Here is a 20,688-nt window from a genome sequence, read left to right as displayed (position 1 = left end):
CTTAACGGCTCAGACGACGCATGCGCTCAGACGGGGTAATGATGTCGGTGATACGCACGCCGTATTTATCGGCCACGACCACCACTTCACCCTGAGCAATCAGATACCCGTTGATCAGGATATCCAGCGGCTCACCGGCCAGACCGTCGAGGGCCACGACGGAACCCTGCGTCAGACGCAGCAGCTCTTTAATGGTCATGCGGGTGCGGCCCAGCTCAACGGTCAGCTTAACCGGGATATCCATAATCAGGTCGATGTCCTGCAGCGTACCGCTGACATCACCGCCGCCTAACTGCTGGAAGACGGCATCCGCTGCACTTTTGGCCGGGGTCGCTTTTTGCTCGTTTAACGCGTCAGCCCACAGATCGTCCAGTGCTCCGCTGTTTTCATCGGACGGATTGTTCATGTCACTCATTTGGGCTGTTCCTCATTCAGCGAATTCAAAATCGGGTTGATCAAGTGCTCAACGCGTAACGCATACTGGCCGTTAATTGTGCCGTACTGACTTGTCAGCACGGGGACACCATCCACATGGGCAATAATGCGGTCGGGTTTTTCTATCGGCAAAACGTCACCGGGTTGTAATTTCAGGATCTGGGATAACCGCAGCGGAATATCGGCAAAGCTCGCCACCAGCTCAAGCTGTGAGTGCTGGACCTGGCGCACCAGGTTTTCACGCCAGTTCTGATCTTCATGACGTGAGTTCTCCAGCGGCGGGTTGACCAGCAGCTCGCGCAGCGGTTCGATCATGCTGAACGGCAGGCAGATGTTGAACTCGCCGGTCAGGTTACCGATCTCCACGTGGAATGGCGTGTTGACGACGATGTCGTTCGGAGAGGTGGTGATGTTGGTAAATTTCACCTGCATCTCAGAACGCACATACTCCACTTCCAGCGGGTTAATGGCCTTCCACGCGTCGCTGTATGACTCCAGCGCCAGCTTCAGCATGCGGTTAATGACGCGCTGTTCGGTGTGGGTGAATTCACGACCTTCTACTTTGGTCGGGAAGCGCCCGTCGCCGCCGAACAGGTTATCCACCGCAATGAACACCAGGCTTGGGGAAAACACCACCAGACCTGTGCCGCGCAGCGGTTTCAGATGGATCAGGTTAAGGTTGGTTGGCACCGGCAGGTTGCGGGCAAACTCATGATACGGCTGAATGCGGATCGCACCGACCGTGATATCCGGGCTACGACGCAGCAGGTTAAACAGCCCCATACGGAACTGACGTGCAAAACGTTCGTTAATGATCTCCAGCGCCTGCAGACGTTCACGTACCACGCGACGCTGGGTATTCGGGTCATAGGGACGAATATCGCTATCGCCGCCAATGCCCGGTTGCGGATCATCACTCTTATCGCTGTCGCCGTTGAGCAGCGCATCGATTTCTGCCTGAGAAAGAATACTGTCGCCCATGTCGTTACCGCAGAATAAAGGCTGTATACAGAACGTCAGTGACTTCCTGCTTAGGTTGGCCGTTCACCAGCGGGGTCGCCAGCGTTTGCTTAATGGCGTCGACCAGCTTTTGCTTGCCTTCATCGGTGGCAAGCGTTGAAGCGTCCTGACGAGAGAACAGCAGCAGCAGACGGCTGCGCACTTCCGGAAGGTAATCGTTCAGTCGGGAACGGGTGGCTTCATCTTTCAGGCGCAGCGTGATGCCGACATACAGCACACGATCCGCATCACCGAGGTTGACGGTGAAGGTATCCAGCGGGAAGAACACCGGTGCCGGCGGAGGTGGCAGTTCGGCTTTGGCCGCAGCAGTAGAAGGTTTCTGCTGCATGCGCCAGTAACTATAGCCCGCGGTAGCGCAGGCGGCGAGCGTGATTAACACCAGCAGCGGGATCCAGATGGAACGCTTACTTTTTTTGGTGATCGCGGAGTCAGTCATCTGATACGAGCTTCCTGTTTCGGTACAGCTTAATATGGTGATTATCCCGTGTCCGGCTGACGTCAAAGCGTGGAAAAGACGGGGATAATCACGCTACCTCTGGCGTTTAGGCGAAGATGTCTACGGCGCGGTTGCCGCTCGCAGCGGATTGCAGGGCTGCCGGGGTCGGCAGTAACTCATCGCTCTCTTCAGTAAATCCGCCATGTTGGCCGGAACGCGACGCCTGCTGTTGCTGCTGGGACGAAGACTGCTGCTGCCCGGCAAAGCTCTCGCTGCTGACGCTACTCTGCGTAAGCTGAATGCCGTTTTCCGCCAGTGACGTACGCAGTACCGGCAGGGCGGCTTCCAGTGCAGCACGCACGTGGCCGTGCGCAGAGACCATCTGCAGCTGCGCCTGGTCATTATCCAGCTTCAGCGAAATGTGCACCTGGCCCAGATCTTCCGGGTTCAGGCGCAACTCTGCGGTTTGCTGTCCTTGCTTCGCAAACAGCGTGATGTGCTGGCTCAGGTTCTGTTGCCATTCGTGGGTACCGAGAGGCTGACTCAACACCGGTGCGGTGGCAACGGTTGCGGCAGGCTGCGCGGTGGCGTGGCTGGAGACAATCGGCGCCAGGGTGGCGGTTGGTGTTGAAGACGAAGACGCGCTGGCAAGATCCTGTTTCTCGGCCGCGACGGCGAGCGCTGGCGTCACCGGTGCGTTGGCCGGCAGGGACGGATCAACGTTTTGCGCCTGCCCGGCGAAAGACGGCTGCGCGTTATCCTTGCCCGTCAGGGCGCTGCCCAGTGCGTGTGCAGACGTGCCGTTTTGCGTAAACGTCGTGGCGGTCAGGGCAGACGTTGCTTTGAGCCCCTCACTGCCCGCGCCTTTCGCCGTGACCGGCGTGGAGGTCTGCTGGTGCGGCAGCATGGCCATCAGCGCGCTTAAGCCCGCCAGCTCTTCTTCGCTCAGTTCGGTTTTGCTGTTATCGGCACTATTCGCCGTGGTCAACGTCTTCAGGGCATCGCCCTTAGCGGCAGGCATCAGCCCGGAGACCAGCGTTTGTAGCGGCGTCGTCTGCGCCGTTTCATCGCCAGCCTGCGTGGATTGACGCGCGAGCAGATCGGCAATTTTCGCCTGCAGGGTGGACTCTCCCCCGGCGTCCTTCGCGACCTTTGACAGCTTGCTGCCAGCCGCCTTCAGGTCGGCCAGCGTCAGCGGCGCATCTTTGCCCTGACCGCTGGCGTCCGTTAACGCGCCCGCCAGCAGAGAAAGAAAGTCTTGCGCACCGTCGGTGCCTTTCCCCGTTTGCATGCCGCCTGACAGGTCGCTGTCGGTCATCAGCAGTTGTTGCAGTGTGATCATTCCGGTTTCCTCATTGATGCGCGCTGGGCAAACTCATCCATTTTTTTCTGATCCTGGCGGTTTTCCGCCAGCGTCGCCGCGGCAATCTGCCGGTCCTGTAAGGTCTGCCAGGCCTGCAGTCGCTGCTTCTTCTCGCGCCAGAAATTCAGCGCGGTGTCGACTTTTTGGGTCCATTGCTGAAGCTGCTGGCGATGCTGTTCTATCGCCTTCTCCAGCGTCTGAATAAACTGCTGATAGTTAATCCAGCGCTGGCTTCCAATGCCCTGTGTCATATCGGTATTGAGGTTGGTGCGATACTCATGCTGATAGTCGATTAACATCTTCAACTGCTCTTCAGCCTGCTGGCACCCGCGTCGCATTGCGCCAAGCTGCAATGCGGCATCATCAACTTCTTTTTCAGCCAGATCTTTCAGCGTTGATAACGCGCTGTTTTGCGCCATGATCGTCGCCCTCCACCTGTGTTACACCTGCGGGAAAATCAGCTCCAGAGCCTGAATCGAATCTTCCCAGTCGGCACGTTCAAATATGCCTTGTTGCAAAAATGCCTCCAGCTGCGGCCACAGACTAATCGCTTTGTCGAGCATGGGATCGCTACCTTTGGCATACGCCCCCACGCTCACCAGATCGCGGTTGCGCTGGAAGCTGGAGAGCAGTTGTTTGAAGTTACGCACGCGGGCGTAGTGCTTCTCGGTAATCAGCGCAGTCATTGCGCGGCTGATGGATGCTTCAATATCAATGGCCGGATAGTGTCCGGCTTCGGCCAGGCGACGCGATAACACAATATGACCGTCGAGGATCGCCCGCGCAGAGTCGGCAATCGGGTCCTGCTGGTCGTCGCCTTCGGTCAGCACTGTATAAAACGCGGTAATGGAGCCACCGCCGCTAATGCCGTTCCCTGCGCGTTCAACCAGCGCCGGGAGTTTGGCAAAGACCGACGGCGGATAGCCTTTGGTGGCCGGTGGCTCACCGATGGCCAGCGCGATTTCACGCTGCGCCATCGCGTAACGGGTCAGGGAGTCCATGATCAGCAGCACGTGCTGGCCGCGGTCACGGAAATCTTCGGCGATGCGGGTGGCATACGCGGCACCCTGCATACGCAGCAACGGGGAGACATCCGCCGGGGCGGCGATGACCACCGAACGGGCGCGGCCTTCCGCACCCAGAATGTTTTCAATGAAGTCTTTAACTTCGCGGCCACGTTCACCGATTAGCCCCACGACGATCACATCGGCCTGGGTGTAACGGGCCATCATGCCGAGCAGGACCGATTTACCCACCCCTGAACCGGCGAACAGACCCATACGCTGGCCGCGACCGACGGTCAGCAGGGCGTTGATCGGGCGCACGCCGGTATCAAGAACATGTTCGATCGGGGTACGCTGCAGGGGGTTAAACGGTTGGGTGATCAGCGCGCCGGTTTCGGTGGTATCCGGGGCGGGAAGGCCGTCGAGCGGTTTACCGCTACCGTCCAGCACGCGGCCCAGCAGGGCAGGGCCGAGCGGGAGCTGCTTACCGCTTTGCAGACCATCGCCGATGATGTTTTTCGCATAGACGCGCGCGCCGGGCAGAATGCCTTCCACCTCTTCAAGCGGCATCAGGAAAAGACGCTGGCCGTTAAAGCCCACCACTTCGCTTTCCACTTCTCGCGTTTCCTGCCCATCCTGACGCTCGATCACGCAGGTGGCCCCCAGAGGCAACTGCAGGCCGGTGGCTTCCAGCACCAGACCGGTGGCGCGGGTCAGGCGCCCATAACGACGAACAGATGGCAGTTGCGCCATCTTCGTTTCAAAGTTATCGAGCGTGTTGAGCCAGCGAGTGAGGCGTGCGGTCATCAGACGACTCCCGGAGCCGCCAGGCGGCACAGTTCCTGCCAGCGGGTGGCGACGCTGGCATCCAGATCGCCTTCATCGGCGGAGACTTTGCATCCGCCGTGATGTAACGACGGGTCACCGCGCAGACGCCAGCCGTGCAGGCTCAGCGTGGCACCGAGACTCTCTTCCACGCGCTGGAGATCGTCCGGATGAACGCGCAGTTGCGGTTTTCCGCTGAACAACGGCTCTTGCTGCAGCAGGCCCTGAATTTGTTTGATCAGCGCTGAATTATCGACCGCCGGGGTCTGGCCAATTACCTGACGGGCCGCTTCCAGCGCCATCTGCATCAACCGGGAAGCAATCACGCTGTCCAGCGCATCCAGGGTGTGCTGGAACTCGCTGACCAGCTGCTGCATACGGGCATGGAGAGGCGCCTGCTGCTGGCGCGCCTGCTCAATACCCTGTTCTAACCCTTTCGCCAGACCTTCCTGATAACCCTGGTCATGGCCCTTCTGTCGGCCTTCGTTCAGACCTGCATTAAAACCTTGCTCATGCGCCTGCATTTGTAACTGCGCCAGCATCTGTGTGCGCTGTTCTTCTTCGCTCAGTTCAGGCGCCTCGACGTCGGTGTCGCCCTCCTCGGGCGACGCTACGACAGCCGGGGTGAATTCAGAGAGGGCAGGGGCCAGATCGTCAGGCGTCCAGCGCTTCCACGGTAGCTCATTAGACATAGGTGTCGTCTCCGCTGCCAATTACCATCTCGCCGGTTTCTGCCAGACGACGAACGATGAGCAGGATCGCTTTCTGTTCGTTTTCCACCTGAGACAGACGCACCGGGCCACGGTTGGCAAGGTCGTCGCGCAGGATATCTGCCGCACGCTGGGACATGTTGCGCAGGAACTTCTCGCGCAGCGGCTGTTCGGCACCTTTGAGGGCGATGAGCAGCGACTCGGAGTCCACTTCCTGGAGCAGGCGCTGGATGCTGCGGTCGTCCACTTCGACCAGGTTTTCGAACAGGAACATCTCGTCGATAATTTTCTGCGCCAGCTCGCCGTCGAATTCGCGAACCGCCGTAATAACGGCTTCTTCCTGCTGCGTTTTCATCAGGTTGATGATTTCCGCCGCCGTTCTCACGCCGCCCATTTTGCTGCGCTTGAGGTTCTGGCCGTCGAGCAGGTTGTTCAGCACTTCGGTCAGCTCCGCCAGCGCCGCTGGCTGGACACCGCCGAAGGTGGCGATACGCAGCATCACATCGTGACGCAGGCGCTCTTCGAACAGCGCCAGAATATCGGCCGCCTGACCACGTTTGAGGTGAACCAGGATGGTGGCGATAATCTGCGGGTGCTCGTCGCGAATAAGGTCGGCGGCACTCTGCGGCTCCATAAAGTTGAGCGTTTCGATCCCGCTGGCGGTATCGCGCGTTTCGAGAATATCCTCCAGCAGGCTGGCGGCACGCTCTTCGCCCAGCGCCTTGACCAGCACGGAGCGCAGGTAGTCGTTGGCGTTGACGTTGAGCGCTGCAAACTGTTCGGCTTCCTGCTCAAATTCCGACAACACTTCGGTCAGCTGTTTGTTGGAGATCTGACGCACGTTGGCCATGGCCGCACTCAGAATTTGTACTTCTCGCTGGGAGAGGTGTTTAAACACCTCTGCCGCACGATCTTCGCCAATGGTCATCAGCAGGATGACGCTTTTATCGGTGCCCGTAAGCGTATTACTCATGTTCGTTACCCATCCACTGGCGGATGACCAGCGCCACGACGCGCGGATCGTTATCTGACATTTCGCGAATGCGCTGGCTCATGACCTCAGCACCCATGCGCTGGTTAGCACGACGCTGCTGCATCTGTTCGTCTTTGCTGAGGCGGACTTCCACCGCTTCTTCCACTTCCTGACGCGCGTTAATCTGTTCGCGAGCCGCTTTCTCGGCTTCTGCACGACGTTGCAACTGAGGACGAACGCCCTTACGCCACAGCAGCCAGGCGACAATCAGCACCAGCAGCCAGCGTCCTGCAGACATCAGCTGATCGATAAACGCCTGCTGTTGCCAGAACGGCAGCTCACCGCCGGTCTCATCTACCGGGTTAAACGGTGAATTCACCACGTTGAGGCTATCGCCACGCTTCTCGGAGTAACCCATCGCTTCACGGGTCAGGTCTTCGATCTGCTTCATCTGCTCTGCCGTCAGCGGCAGCGGTTTGCCATTCGGCAGCGTTTTGTAGTTCACCACGACGGCCACCGACAGACGCTGAATATCACCCACGTTCAGTTTTGTGTGGCGGATAGTCCGATCCACTTCGTAGTTGGTGGTTTCGTTACGGCTGCTGGTACGTGGACCGGCATTGCTGGCCGTCGAGGTTGTGGTCTGCTGATTTTGCTGACCGTTCTGCTGATTAGCCGGCGGCGTAGAAATAGGGGCCGCGTTAGCCGGGGCAGGCTGGTTAGAGAGTGCGCCCGGCACGCCGCCTGGGTATGCACCGCCAACCTGTTCGTTTTCGTTAACCTGGCGAGAGCGCATCACTGCCTGAGCCGGATCACCGTTCGGGCGGTACTGCTCTTCGGTCTGTTCTTTATTAGAGAAGTCGATCTGCGCGGTAACCTGGGCATGGACGTTGCTGTTACCCACAACCGGGCCGAGGATCGCTTCGATGCGGCGCTGGAGGCGCGCTTCCACATCGGCGGCATATTTCAGCTGCGCGTCATTCAGATCGCGCCCGGCGGTATTGCTTTGGGTCAGCAAGTGACCACTCTGGTCAACCAGCGTGACGTTACCCGGCGGTAAACCGGCGACGGCGCTGGAGACTAAATGCGTGACCGCACTGATTTGCCCTTCATCCAGCGCCCGGCCGGGTTCAAGGTTGACGGTGACGGAAGCCGACGGGGATTTCTGTTCGCGGACAAACAGGGACGGTTTAGGCATGGCAAGGTGCACGCGGGCGCTCTTCACCGGGCCTAATGTTTCAATCGTGCGGGCCAGCTCACCTTCCAGCGCACGCTGGTAGTTCACCTGCTCGCTGAACTGGCTGATACCGAACTTTTCCTGATCCAGCAGTTCAAAACCCACCGCGCCGCCCTTCGGCAGGCCCTGCTGCGCCAGACGCAGACGGAGTTCATGGACTTTATCTGCCGGTACCTCAAGCGCACCCCCGTTATCGGCGAAGCGATAAGGGATGTTCATTTGAGTCAGTTGGGTGACGATGGCGCCGCCATCCTGATCGGAAAGGTTGCTGTAAAGCGTGCGGTAATCAGGACTTTTCGCCCACAACACCATCGCTACAAGGATCGCAATTGCGGCAGCGCCTGCCACGATCAACGGGATTTTAGGATTCGCGCGAAGGCGGTTCATCCACTCGAGTGATTTATTCTGCGGCGCTGTCGATGCTGCTGCACTCATTGCGCACCTCTTAAATCCTGGTGGTTTACGTTATTCGTGTAGAGAAACAAAACTGACTCCCGGGTCGGCAAACACGACAAAAGTTCCATATTGATGGCCCAGCCATTATTTGATGATTCGTGATTTTCTATGGGCCAAATAACCTGGTTTTTTATCGCTATTTACCGCCATTATCTTATTGACAAGCTGTTAGTCTTGACCGCGTAAAAAACCATCCAGGGGAGAGTCATGGCTATACAGGGTATTGAAGGGGTTATCAGTCAGCTGCAGGCAACCGCGATGACGGCCCGTAATCAGAATGTGGCAGAACAGCAGCCGACCATTAGCTTTGCCGGGCAACTGCATGCTGCGCTCGACCGTATCAGCGATACCCAGACCGCCGCGCGTACCCAGGCCGAGAAGTTCACCCTCGGTGAACCTGGCGTGGCGCTGAACGATGTGATGACCGATTTGCAAAAAGCCTCGGTCTCTCTGCAGATGGGGATCCAGGTGCGTAATAAGCTGGTGTCTGCGTATCAGGAAGTGATGGGGATGCAGGTCTAAGACCTGGACGATCTTCGCTGGCAGCCTTAGCGCTTTAATGCCACAATATTTTTTTCTTCGAATGCAGGAAAGATGATGAAAAAAATAGCAATTGCTGGCGCGCTGCTGGCACTCACCGGGTGCGTACAGGTAGATAGCTACAAGGATGTGATCAAACATCCTGTTCCGGCACATCTGGCGGGATACTGGCAGTCAAAGGGGCCGCAGAGCAAAATGGTCAGCCCGGAGGCGATTGCCACGCTGGTGGTGACGGAGGAGGGCGATACGCTGGACTGCCGTCAATGGCAGCGCGTAATTGCCGTGCCGGGAAAAATCATGCTGCGTTCAGACAGCTATTACAACGTGACCAGCAAGCTGGATATCTACCCGCTGGAGCGCGATGGCTCGGTGCTGGAGTATGATGGCATGGAGCTGCAGAAGGTCGATCGCCCAACGGTGGAGTGTGCCGATTACCTGAGCAAAAATCCGCTGGAAAGTAAGCTACCGTAGCTGTTTGTTGCCGGGTGGCGCTGACGCTTACCCGGCCTACGGGACGGTGCTTTTGTAGGCCGGGTAAGGCGAAGCCGCCACCCGGCATTGTTTCTACAATGCATCCTCAATCACCCACACGCTCACGCTTCCGCCTTTGCAGGTAAATGTCCCTTCGCCATCCGCTGCGGTGGTGACCGTTTCTTCACGATTGCCGAGAAAATCACGCCAGGTTTTGTTCCCGTAGTTTTCCCCAAGGCAGATTACCTTCTCGCCATCATCACCGTTGGACATCACCACCACGCAACCGGGATCCTCTTCCGTGCCACTGCGGCTGAATGCGATGCAGTTAGGGTGGTCAAAAAACAGTGTCTGCACGCCGTGGGCAAAGCGCTGACGGGCGAGGATCAGCTCGTGCAGTTGCTCAATCACCGGCATATCAATGTGGTAAGTTTCACCGTCTCCCCCGGTATCGTCATAGCTGGCGCCAAAGAGGTCGGGATAAAACACGCTCGGCACGCCATTTTCCCGCAGCAGGATCAGCGCATACGCCAGCGGTTTAAACCAGGCTTCCACCGGGGCTTCAAGCGCCTGCAACGGCTGGGTGTCATGGTTGGCAACCAGCGTCACCGCATGGAACGGATCGGCCTCCACCAGCGTGCCGGTGAAAATCTGGCTCATGTCGTAGTCCCGCCCCTGACGCGAGGCCTCGTGGAATTTCATCTGCAGGGGGGCATCAAACAGCATTGTTTTACCCTCGACCTGATTAATATAGGCCTGCAGTTTATCCACCTCGTGCGACCAGTATTCCGCGACGATAAACAGCGGCTGCGTCGCCACTTCCTGAACGTGTTCAATCCACTCCTTATAGAACCAGGCGGGGATGTGTTTGACCGCATCCAGGCGGAATCCGTCGCAGCCGGTTTGTTCCATGACCCAGCGCGCCCAGTACTTGATCTCCTCCGTCACGGCATGGTTACGGAAATCGATATTTTCGCCCATCAGATAGTCGAAATTACCCATTTCGTCATCGACCTGATCGTTCCAGCCTTCGCCGGTGTAGTCATTGACGATTTTGAAGATGCCATCCTCATCGGGGTTTTCGATGTGGTCGATGCCGCTAAAGCATTTGTAATCCCAGACGAACTGCGAATACTGTCCGGCGCGGGCAGGGAAGGTGTAACGGGTCCAGGCTTCACACTCGATGATCTCATCATCGATTTGCGTTCGGTCCTGTTCGTTCACGCGCTGAACGCGAACGTGCTCTTTCTCATCGGCGCCCATTTTGTGGTTAACCACCACATCCAGCAGCACCGCGATGTTATTACTTTTGAGCGCATCAATGGCTTCCAGAAGCTGGGCTTTATCACCGTATTTGGTGGCAACACTGCCTTTCTGGTCAAACTCGCCGAGATCAAACAGATCGTAAGAATCATACCCGACCGAGTAACCGCCCGATGCGCCTTTATAGGCTGGCGGCAGCCAGATCATATTGATGCCGATTTCGTTAAGATTGGGGGCTAATGCCGTGACCTCTCGCCACAATTCACCGCCTGCAGGGTAATACCAGTGAAAGCATTGTAACAGGGTGGGGTTTTTCATCGTCCGTGCTCCAGAAGCCGTTTGGCTGACTTCTGGAGTATGGATGAAGAAATCATAATTGTGTGTCGCGGGTCAAACTTTCTGGATAAAGAATATTCCCTGACAGCTTTCCATAGGTTGATGTGATGGATTGCTGTTTACCGGTTTGATCAATGAGGCTGCGCAGTTCGTCCATGCGTGTGGCAAGCAGCATTTTGAGCTCGGTCTCGTTTTGCAGAACCTTCTCGAGTAGAAAACGTGCCTGCTCAATCTGGGACGGATGTGCCTCCGAAATAGGGTTTTTGGAGATATTCTCTACCAGCTGAACATAAGATATCTCAAGGGTAATGAGCTCGTCCCAGAGACCGGAACGAGCATGTTTTAACATGGTAAGGCTGAGGTTATAGAGGGCCTGCCAGTTATCAAGAGCGGACGCTGGATTATTCATCAATAGATATCCTGAGAAGAAGGACCATTGGGACCAATTTGTTTCCACGCATCCGCAATGTTATTGAGCAGCGCTTCGACCTCTACAATCGCCTCCACGTCGTTACGCAGATTTGCATGCAACAAACGTCTGACCATGTACTCGTACAGCGCAGCAAGGTTGCCCGGCAGTTCACTGTCGATCTCCATATTCAGACCGGCTTTTAACCCGTTATCGATAATATTGATCGCCTTCGATAAGGCTTCGCCTTTTTCGGTGATTTTTCCTTCGTCCAGGAAAAGACGGGCGCGGACAAGGGCACTCAGTGCCCCGTCAAACAGCATTACGACAAGTTGATGCGGACTGGCACTCAGCACCGCGCTTTCCAGCCCGACCTGCTGATAAGCTCGGGCGCCATTTTGTGCATACATATACGTTCCTTACGACTAAGAACTGAACTGCTGTTTCAGGTAGGTGGCCGTGTTATTCAGTTTACTCATCATGGTATCAAGACTGTTGAACTGTGCTTTATAACGGGCCATCGTGGCTTCGATGCTCGCTTCCATTGCGTCGTAGCGCTTATCCAGGGTTTTCAACGTGCTGTTGATACCGTCAGTCGCGCTTTTGATGATCCCTTCTTTACCGGTGGTCGTGCTCAGCATGGCGGTCAGGGTATTGCCCATCTGCGTGGCCAGACCGGTTGTTTTGCCATCGCCAATAAAGTAGGCCTGCACCGCTTCCGGGCTGTCGGTGAGTGCTTTTGTCAGTTTGGCATCGTCGATTTTCAGGTTACCCATTGAGCCGTCAGCGCCCACGGTAGGATCCTGGGTGATACCGAGCTGGGCCATAATCGCGTAGGAGCCAGACTGGACCACGGTCAACATATCGCGCAGCTGTGACTGTACAGAACGCACGGTGTTGTCACCCAGCAGCGCACCGTTGCTGGCGGACTGATCGGCACCGGCTTCCACTTTCACATACTTGGTGATGCTGGCGATGGTCGATTGCAGGGAGTTGTAGGCGGTAACCCAATCCGTGACGGCTTTTTTGGTGGCATCGGTAGAGCGGGTAACATCTAAATTTTCGCTCTTGGTGCTTTCTGCCTTCAGGGTGAGGGTTACGCCCGGCAGCGCGTCATTAATTGTGTTGGTCGAACGCTCAATGTCGATGTCGTTGATGGTAACCAACGCATTTTGTGACGCGGTTTGCTGATTCATCGCGCCGGTATTCGTGGATGAGTCGTAGCTGATAATGCCTTTTAAGGTGTCGTCACCGGTCACCGTCACCGTCATGTCATTGGCCGTGCCGGTGGTTTTCGAGGACAGCATCAGGGTGTACTCGTTGTCCTTCGACTTCACTACCGTTGCCGTGACGTTGCCGTTAGCCTTGTTAATCGCGCTGGCAATACCGTTCAGGCTGGTGTCGCCGTCAGAAAGATCGACGGTCAGCGGTTTGGTGGTGCCTGGCTGACTGATGGTGATGGTACGCGTGGTACCGGTAGTCGCTCCCAGCTGCGCGGTGGCACTGGTCTGGACGGCAGAGGTTAATACCTGAGCTTTCGCCAGCGATTTAACCTGTACGCTATAGGAACCAACCGCTGCACCGGCCGTGGTCGTGGCGCTGAAGGCGGTGTTGGTTGAGCCAATAGACGCCGCGTTCCAGGTGTCCGTTTTTCCCAGGGCTGCAGTGGCGGTATTCAGCGACGTCATTGCACTTTGCAGCTTACTGAACGCGCTCAGCTGGGCATTATAGGATGTCTGCTGATTGGTGATGGTGTTCAGCTTGGTTTTTTCAGCCGTTTCGAGGTTGTTATACAGTGTTGCCAGATCCAGACCTGAACCTACGCCCAGACTCGTAATAGTCGCGCCTGAAGAGAGAGTGATTGAGCTACTCGCCATTTTTTTATTTCCTTTAGCCAATGGTAGTTTCAGGTAGTTATCGGCGACTTATGCAGATAGTTTACGTTTCAGGTAAAAAAATTATCGGCTGAATAGCGCTCAACCTTACGGCCATATAGCACTATTGGCGCGTGAGAGACATATATAAAAGAAAAACGCGGGAAGAATAAAATGTGAAAACGTTTCCTGAAAAAGTGCGTTTCTGATGGCGTTCTGAATAGACTTTAATAACTATAAATTCATTAAAATCAATGTATTAATAATTTTTTGACGAAATTTCTAAAGTCTTATTCAGACCCGTCGATAACTTTCATGACGGTGAGAGACGCCGTGAGTGTTAAGGCACCGACCCTAGAAACCATTTTTGAAGGAATTAAATTATGGCAGTTATCAATACTAACCTGTTGTCCCTGACCACTCAGAACAACCTGAACAAATCTCAGTCTTCTCTGGGCACTGCTATCGAGCGTCTGTCCTCTGGTCTGCGTATCAACAGCGCGAAAGATGACGCTGCTGGCCAGGCGATTGCTAACCGCATGACCTCCCAGGTTAAAGGTATGACCCAGGCGGCGCGTAACGCCAACGACGGTATCTCCCTGGTTCAGACTGCTGAAGGTAACCTGAACGAAATCAACACCAACTTACAGCGTATTCGTGAGCTGTCTGTTCAGGCTGCTACCGACACTAACGGTTCTTCTGACCTGACTTCTATCAACACTGAAATCAAACAGCGTCTGGCTGAAATCGACCGTATCGCGGGCGCAGCTAACTTCAACGGTAAGAAACTGCTGGACGGTTCCGTATCTACCGCGCTGAAAATTCAGGTTGGTGCAGGTACTTCTTCTAACGACACCATCTCCATCGACAGCAACGCGCTGATCAACGCCACCTCTGGTACCCTGAGCGCTGGCCTGAGCACTGCAATCTCCGATAACGCCTCTGCACAGGCTGTTATCTCTGCTGCTGACGCTGCAATCGCGAAAATCGATACCGCGCGTTCTAACATGGGTGCGATTCAGAACCGTTTCGAATCTACCATCAACAACCTGAACAACTCTATCAACAACCTGTCTGCTGCTCAGTCCCGTATCCAGGACGCTGACTACGCTACCGAAGTTTCCAACATGTCTCGCGCGCAGATCCTGCAGCAGGCTGGTACTTCTGTACTGTCTCAGGCAAACCAGGTTCCACAGGCAATGCTGTCTCTGCTGCGTTAATCGCCGCGCCTGTTTCACAAAAGGTTGCTGGAAACAGCAACCTTTTTTTTTGCCCGTCAGACAATCTCCGAAATAAGCCATTATTCCCGGGGGTGTTCCTTCCATTATCCCGGATATTCCCTTGTACGATGGGTAAGAATCGCAATCTTACTAAGAGAATCGGGATGAACAAGTTCGAGCGTACACGATCGCTGCATCAGTTTTACCGTGACGAATTTTCACGGTTAATTTTCCTGCCGGAAACGGATGCATTGCCTGCGCATATCGTTACCGAAATCCTGCATTATAAAAATTCCGATATTGCCACGCTCGAACCCCAGATCATGGAAGCCATGACCGATCTGGATGCAGACAAAGAACTCGCCGTGAAGCGCATGCTGTGCGCGATTGCTGCTGCAAACGCCGCGTTTGATTTTAAAAATGAAGGGAAGCCCACGCCATTTTCAAAAGAGATGAGCGACACCATTACCGGCTGGGTGGTAGAGGCGCTTCAACACGACAACAGCATTAATCTACTGGTGGCGGGTATTCAGGTCTTCTTCCGCATTAACGAAATTGACGCCGCCTTATTCCTGATTTCTAACTACTACGCGGTGGTGAGTCCATCCCCAACCGTGATGAAAATATTGTTGTTGGTTTGTCTGATGGAAGATGATTTTAATCAGATGCAGACGCTTATCCAGCAGCTGACCGCCAATCCTGAACATATTGGTGAAGACGCGTTAACGATGCTGATGATCGTCACGGGCATTCATAAGCTGGGTGGCTGTCCCGAATCGTTCATCGATTTTTCCGCCCTGAAAATGCCTGATTATGAGCCTGATTTTTCGCACTACGAGTGGCTTCTTCCGGCGGAAGAAAACGGAAAAACCACGGTTCTGGTGGCGTGCGACAAACGTTATTACTTCGATCATGCCCTGACGCTGTTAGGGTCTGTCTACCACACCAACGGCGATGGGCTTAACGTTCACCTGCATCTTTATAACCCGGATGATGAGACAAAGGCGCACGTTAATGCCCTGCACCAGCGTTTTCCGGGCATGGTGATATCCGCGACGGCCGAAACCATTACGCCTGTTTTTGGTATCAACGTCTGGTATGCCTCAAGACGCTTTGTCTTCCTTAGCTATGCGCTGAGCGTATTCACGTCACCGATCATGGTGCTTGATGCGGATTGTCTGGTGCGTAAGAACTGGTCGGATATTGAGCCACATCTCCCGAAGAGTGAGATTGTCCTCTCTTACAGCAACGGCGCGCCGCCGTGGGAGCAGGTGCCTGCGGGCTTTGTCTATACGGTCCCTGGCACGCTTTCGCGTAAATACCTTTCGCTTGTCGCCACCTTTATTGACTGGAACTTACGCCGCGGTAATGCGGAGTGGTTCCTTGATCAGGTCGCGCTGTCGGTCTCACTGGATGCCCTTCCGGCGATAGAACAGATGGCCATTCATCGCGAGCCGCTGGAGAAACTGATCGACATTCGTTACACCGACGACACGTTCAGCTGGACCGTGACCACGCAAAAATCAGGCGGCGAAGCGTACCAGAACTATAAAGCTGCGATGCAACAAACCTATTTTGGCTAACCACTGAACTCATGGAACTTTCTCTGTATGTTGTATCCAGATAATCGATTCACGCTATCCAGTCTGCAGGCTGCCGCTGCTCTGTATCAGTTTCCTGCCGGGGCGCCTGAAAATGCGCGCGTCCTGGATTTAGGCGGCGGACAGGGAGATGTGTTGTTATCCGCTGCGCTGGCCTGGCCGGATTGTGTCGGGATAGGGATAGATAGTAACGAAGAGGCTGTTTCAGCGGGGCAGAGGCAGGCGCAGCGTCTGGGTATCGCCAATATCGAACTGGTTGCGGCGGGTCTTAACGATGTGCTGAGCGTGTCGCCGGGTGAATTCGATTACATTCTGATCCGCGGGGACTTTATTCCTGCTGGCATGCCAGAGCGTGACGCGCTGTTGCAGTGGTGTCGCCGTCATTTGGCGGCGCGCGGCATGATTGCCATTCATCAAACCTTTACCCCGCCTGAGTCCGCGGCGCAGTATGTCCAGGATGCGCTGGCTTTCCATGCACGTCTGGCGGGCCGGCCAGAAGAGCAGGTGGCGTTTGCTCGCGGCATGCTCAGCTATCTGGCCATGACTCAGCCGGAAGGTGAGATCAAACACCATGTGCTCACGATGGAGCACGTTGATGACGCCACTCTTAGTGAGATGCTGGCAAGCGCCACCCATACCTCCGGTCAGTTTATTCACTTCAACGATAGCCTTTCCGCCTGCGGGTTACGCTACGTGGGAGATGCGCTGCCGCAGTACGAAACGGGTGAAAGCGTTAGCGAGCAAATTCATCAGCTGCACGCTCTGGTCTCATCCGGACAGACGTCGATTGCCGCGCAGCAATATCTCGATTTTGCCGTCAACCGTCGCGAGCGCGTCAGCCTGCTTTCCCGTGATGATGCCGTCAACGCGGCGGCGCTGGATTTTACCCGCCTGAACACGCTGCACTGGGCCGGTGATTTCAGGCGTTACCGCAACGAACGGGGTGAGATTGTTAATGCTCACACCAACGCGGAAGGGAAGTTTTTCTCAACGCTTAATACTACGACCCTGCACATTCTCGATCTGCTTGGCGGCGCATGGCCGCTGAGCCTGTCGTTTGAACAGCTGGTGTTCAACACCCGTCTTCCTGAAAAGGAGGAGGATGTCGCCCAGCAGGTACTTGAGTCACTGAAAGATCTGTTTCTCAATCAAATTCCGGGACTCTACTGGGCCGGTTCACCGGGGCCATACAATGTTCAACCGGAACGTGAACTTGCCTTCATTTCACCTCTTCAGGCAGGCGATGACGCCGACGTCACGTTTAATCTGTGGGGCGCGCGCGTCACGCTTAGTCAGGAAGAGCGTGAATTTGCACTTGCAGGCATGGATGTCAATCAGGCCAAAAGCAGCGAGCTTTTTTCGGCACTGAAAGCGAAAGGTCTGTTGAAAGGCACCCCTGAAGCGTGGCGCAGAGCACAGCAGCATTATTTACGCCCGGGGGATGTCGACTATCTCAAACGTAGCATCGATACGCTGTTGCTGCTTAACGTCGGGTCGCAGCAGGGCGGTTTACTGGCTGACGGACAGATAATGGCAGGGGAGAAGGATGAACAGGATCCTGCTATCGATCTCATCTACAAAAACGTCAATGCCCTGATTGCTGCGGGGCTGGCTAAAGACGCGCGTGATTATATCCGGGGACAGATTGAAAACGATCCCCATAACCTGCATATGCTTCGCTGCTATTCCCGCGCCAGCCTGCTGATGGGGGACTGGGATGAGGCCTTATCGGCACTCGGTCAACTGATGAGCCGCTACTCTGCCGGGCAGGATATCTGGTTCGACCTGGCCACGGTGCTGCAGAAAAAGGGTGAGTTGCATTATTCAGCCCGCATCCTCCAGGCGCTGCTGCGGTTGAATAAAAACAACGCGTCATTCTGGAATACGCTGGCGGTGGTGTATCACTCGCGCCGCAACATGGCCATGGCTGAACGCTGTGCCAGAGAGTCTTTGCGCTATAACGCCACGAACCCGCTGCATCTCGCGATGATGGGCATCATTCTGAGTGATAACCAGAAACTGACGGAAGCACGCTATTTCCTTGAGAAATCGCTCGAGTTTGCGCCGGGTGATTTTGACTGTTTCACCAGCCTGCTGTTTGTTCTGACCCACGATTTTTCCGTCTCGCCGGAGGTGCTCTTCGAGCGCCATCTTGCTTATGGCGAGCTGGTGAGCGCATGGGCGAAAAAATTCGACCTGGCGCTGCCGTGGCAGGGTAGCAAGGATCCTGAGCGGCCGCTGCGCGTCGGCTTTGTCTCCGGCGATTTCCGCAACCACCCGGTAAGCCGCTTCCTGCGGCCGTTCTGGGATGGTATGGACCGGGAACAGTTCTCCCTCTACGGCTATAGCACGCTCGATAAAGATGATGCCGTCACGGAGCACTTCCGTAACACCTCGACGAAGTGGTTATCCGTTACCGATCTCAATAACGTTGAGCTGGCAAAACAGATCCACAGTGACGGGATCGATATTCTTTTTGACCTCTCGGGCCATACCACCGGAACGCGGTTACCTGCGTTTGCCTTTAAGCCTGCGCCAGTGCAAATCACCTGGCTGGGCTACCCGGGCACAACCGGGATGACGCAGATGGATTACCGCATTATCAGTACCGGGTTTGTCAGAAATGCGGCGATAGACGCGCAGTTCACGGAGAAGCTGATTGCGATCCCGCTTGATAATTTCTTCGAGCCGGATGCGTCCAGTCCTGACGTCAATACGCTGCCAGCCCTGACGAACGGCTGGTTTACCTACGGTAGCTTTAACCGTCCTAAAAAATTGAACGATCGGGTCTTCGCGCTGTGGGCGCGCATTCTCCAGCATAACGCCACGTCAAGGCTGCTGATTGGTTTTATGGATGATGACGCGATGATCGCCCGCTACCGCAAAAAGCTCAATGCGCTGGGCGTGGAGGATGAACAGCTCATCTTCCGTAAAACCACGGGAATGGAGGCCTACCTGCAGATGCATCACGAGGTGGACATGCTCCTTGACTCCTTCCCATACAACGGAGGCACCACCACCAGCCATGGCATCTGGATGGGCGTCCCGACGCTCACCCTGGCAGGGGCGACCTATCCTGCCCGTCAGGGGCTGGAGATTATGCATATCTACGGGCTGGATGAATTTGTTGCGGAAAGTCAGCAGGACTATTTCGATAAAGCCGTGCGCTGGCAAACCCAACTGGAAACCCTTAACGCCTTGCGCCAGAACATGCGGAGCACGATCCCGACGCAGGGGCAGAGCAATGTGGCGATTCCTTTCCAGCAGGCCCTACGTCAGGCCTGGCGTAAATGGTGTGCTGACGAAGCACCTCACAGTTTCCGGGTAACAGGTACTGAGGATTAACTTATGAGAAATGTCTACGTTACCAGTCCACTTCTTCCGCCACTTGAGGAGTTTATCCCTTACCTGGAGACCTTGTGGGAAAGTAAAATTTTGACCAACAGCGGGCAATTCCATCAGCAACTGGAAGAGGCGCTGGCGGCCTATCTTGGCGTAAAGCATGTCTGCCTGTTCTCTAACGGTACGCTCGCGCTGCTGACGGCGCTGCAGACATTGCGTATTACGGGCGAAGTGATCACCACGCCATACTCCTTTGTCGCCACCTCTCACAGCCTGCTGTGGAATGATTTAACGCCGGTGTTTGCCGATATTGACCCTGTCACGTTTAATATCGATCCGGATCGCATTGAAGAACTGATTACGCCTAAAACAACGGCCATCATGCCGGTTCACTGCTACGGTATTCCGTGCGATATGGAACGCATCCAGAAGATTGCCGATACCTATGGGCTGAAGGTGATTTACGATGCGGCCCACTGTTTCGGCGTCAAACAGGATAACGCCAGCATTCTCAATTATGGCGATCTCTCCGTGCTGAGCTTCCACGCCACGAAGGTATTTAATACCTTCGAAGGGGGCGCCATTATTTGCCACGACGCCAAAACCAAACAGCGCATCGATTATCTTAAAAACTTTGGTTTTGCCGATGAAACCATCGTGATGGCGCCGGGTATTAACGCCAAAATGAATGAAGTGCAGGCGGCCATGGGACTGCTGCAATTAAAGTATATTGACGGTGCGCTGCAGGAGCGCGCGGTGATTTATCAGCGTTACGTTGAACTGCTCGATGCCGCGCTTCCGGCGCTGGAATACATTAAACCGGCCAGTAATATTGAATGGAATTATTCTTACTTCCCGGTACTTATTCGCGCAGATTCGGCGGTCAGCCGGGATGCGATTTATGCGGAATTACGTAAGCATAATATCTATGCCCGCCGTTATTTCTACCCGCTTATCAGCGCCTTCCCGATGTATCGCCACTTCCCGACGGCGAATGTACAACATCTCCCGGTTGCCGATGAAATTTCTCATGCGGTGCTTTGCCTGCCTATCTATCCCGGACTGCCGGTGGCCGATCAGCGTCGTATTATTGAGATTATTCAGGGCTTGTTTATCGATGCTGCTCATGCGGCAGAGCCAGCGCTGGTGGTCAATGGATAGGAAAGGAAACCG

19 protein-coding genes are annotated in these 20,688 nt (G+C 55.4%); 6 read left to right on the top strand and 13 right to left on the bottom strand.

Annotated features, from left to right (window positions below; translation table 11 throughout):
• Nucleotide 1: 1 nt before the first annotated feature.
• The 9 genes from fliN to fliF form a co-directional block, all read right to left on the bottom strand.
• The gene (gene fliN / locus VF709_RS02445) at nt 2-415 is read right to left on the bottom strand and encodes a flagellar motor switch protein FliN (protein WP_008500318.1); all 414 of its coding nucleotides are present in this window, start codon (nt 413-415) and stop codon (nt 2-4) included.
• Complete coding sequence (fliM, locus tag VF709_RS02440) at nt 412-1,416, bottom strand: flagellar motor switch protein FliM (RefSeq protein ID WP_013097736.1); 1,005 nt, start codon at nt 1,414-1,416, stop codon at nt 412-414. The genes fliN and fliM overlap by 4 nt, the downstream gene beginning before the upstream one ends.
• Nucleotides 1,417-1,420: 4 nt before the next feature.
• Nucleotides 1,421-1,891, bottom strand: a complete 471-nt coding sequence (fliL, locus tag VF709_RS02435) for a flagellar basal body-associated protein FliL (RefSeq protein WP_014832480.1) — start codon at nt 1,889-1,891, stop codon at nt 1,421-1,423.
• Between the two features lie 106 nt (nt 1,892-1,997).
• Entirely contained in the window at nt 1,998-3,233 is a 1,236-nt protein-coding gene (fliK, locus tag VF709_RS02430; RefSeq protein WP_149896264.1) for a flagellar hook length control protein FliK, read from the bottom strand.
• A complete protein-coding gene (gene fliJ, locus VF709_RS02425; RefSeq protein ID WP_013097733.1) occupies nt 3,230-3,673 on the bottom strand; it encodes a flagellar export protein FliJ in 444 nt (147 codons plus the stop codon). The genes fliK and fliJ overlap by 4 nt, the downstream gene beginning before the upstream one ends.
• A gap of 21 nt (nt 3,674-3,694) precedes the next feature.
• Nucleotides 3,695-5,065: a flagellar protein export ATPase FliI gene (fliI, locus tag VF709_RS02420; RefSeq protein WP_013097732.1), complete on the bottom strand. Its 1,371-nt coding sequence runs from the start codon at nt 5,063-5,065 to the stop codon at nt 3,695-3,697.
• The gene (fliH, locus tag VF709_RS02415; protein ID WP_013097731.1) at nt 5,065-5,775 is read right to left on the bottom strand and encodes a flagellar assembly protein FliH; all 711 of its coding nucleotides are present in this window, start codon (nt 5,773-5,775) and stop codon (nt 5,065-5,067) included. Before fliH ends, fliI begins: the two co-directional genes overlap by 1 nt.
• Nucleotides 5,768-6,766 (bottom strand): flagellar motor switch protein FliG, encoded by a 999-nt coding sequence (fliG, locus tag VF709_RS02410; protein WP_008500327.1) that lies wholly within the window; start codon nt 6,764-6,766, stop codon nt 5,768-5,770. Before fliG ends, fliH begins: the two co-directional genes overlap by 8 nt.
• The gene (gene fliF / locus VF709_RS02405) at nt 6,759-8,438 is read right to left on the bottom strand and encodes a flagellar basal-body MS-ring/collar protein FliF (RefSeq protein ID WP_038979694.1); all 1,680 of its coding nucleotides are present in this window, start codon (nt 8,436-8,438) and stop codon (nt 6,759-6,761) included. Before fliF ends, fliG begins: the two co-directional genes overlap by 8 nt.
• Nucleotides 8,439-8,666: 228 nt before the next feature.
• Here fliF and fliE point away from each other — a divergent pair, with 228 nt between their 5' ends.
• The gene (fliE, locus tag VF709_RS02400; RefSeq protein ID WP_013097729.1) at nt 8,667-8,981 is read left to right on the top strand and encodes a flagellar hook-basal body complex protein FliE; all 315 of its coding nucleotides are present in this window, start codon (nt 8,667-8,669) and stop codon (nt 8,979-8,981) included.
• A gap of 75 nt (nt 8,982-9,056) precedes the next feature.
• Complete coding sequence (gene yedD, locus VF709_RS02395; RefSeq protein ID WP_013096004.1) at nt 9,057-9,470, top strand: lipoprotein YedD; 414 nt, start codon at nt 9,057-9,059, stop codon at nt 9,468-9,470.
• Between the two features lie 93 nt (nt 9,471-9,563).
• Here the strand turns inward: yedD and amyA are convergent, their stop codons facing one another.
• From amyA to fliD, 4 genes are read right to left on the bottom strand one after another with little or no spacing between them, the layout of a single operon-like run.
• On the bottom strand, nt 9,564-11,051 hold the full coding sequence (amyA, locus tag VF709_RS02390) for an alpha-amylase (RefSeq protein WP_020687606.1): 1,488 nt from the start codon (nt 11,049-11,051) through the stop codon (nt 9,564-9,566).
• Between the two features lie 52 nt (nt 11,052-11,103).
• Entirely contained in the window at nt 11,104-11,478 is a 375-nt protein-coding gene (gene fliT / locus VF709_RS02385; RefSeq protein WP_013096006.1) for a flagella biosynthesis regulatory protein FliT, read from the bottom strand.
• On the bottom strand, nt 11,478-11,888 hold the full coding sequence (gene fliS, locus VF709_RS02380) for a flagellar export chaperone FliS (RefSeq protein WP_023622487.1): 411 nt from the start codon (nt 11,886-11,888) through the stop codon (nt 11,478-11,480). The genes fliT and fliS overlap by 1 nt, the downstream gene beginning before the upstream one ends.
• Nucleotides 11,889-11,903: 15 nt before the next feature.
• Nucleotides 11,904-13,355, bottom strand: a complete 1,452-nt coding sequence (fliD, locus tag VF709_RS02375; RefSeq protein WP_149896306.1) for a flagellar filament capping protein FliD — start codon at nt 13,353-13,355, stop codon at nt 11,904-11,906.
• Nucleotides 13,356-13,735: 380 nt separating this feature from the next.
• Between fliD and VF709_RS02370 the strand changes: the two genes are divergently transcribed.
• The 4 genes from VF709_RS02370 to VF709_RS02355 all read left to right on the top strand — a co-directional run bounded on the left by VF709_RS02370 (nt 13,736) and on the right by VF709_RS02355 (nt 20,676).
• Nucleotides 13,736-14,572, top strand: a complete 837-nt coding sequence (locus tag VF709_RS02370) for a flagellin FliC (RefSeq protein ID WP_013096009.1) — start codon at nt 13,736-13,738, stop codon at nt 14,570-14,572.
• A gap of 164 nt (nt 14,573-14,736) precedes the next feature.
• Entirely contained in the window at nt 14,737-16,155 is a 1,419-nt protein-coding gene (locus tag VF709_RS02365; RefSeq protein ID WP_058660525.1) for a hypothetical protein, read from the top strand.
• Between the two features lie 27 nt (nt 16,156-16,182).
• The gene (locus tag VF709_RS02360; protein WP_440230848.1) at nt 16,183-19,518 is read left to right on the top strand and encodes an O-linked N-acetylglucosamine transferase family protein; all 3,336 of its coding nucleotides are present in this window, start codon (nt 16,183-16,185) and stop codon (nt 19,516-19,518) included.
• Between the two features lie 3 nt (nt 19,519-19,521).
• Nucleotides 19,522-20,676, top strand: a complete 1,155-nt coding sequence (locus VF709_RS02355) for a DegT/DnrJ/EryC1/StrS family aminotransferase (protein WP_149896308.1) — start codon at nt 19,522-19,524, stop codon at nt 20,674-20,676.
• Nucleotides 20,677-20,688 lie beyond the last annotated feature (12 nt).

Source organism: Enterobacter sp. Lyrl_3 (genome assembly GCF_051948675.1).
Taxonomy (GTDB): Bacteria; Pseudomonadota; Gammaproteobacteria; order Enterobacterales; family Enterobacteriaceae; genus Enterobacter; species Enterobacter cloacae.
Note: the sequence above shows the minus strand (reverse complement) of the source record. Positions and strands in the feature narration are given on the sequence as shown.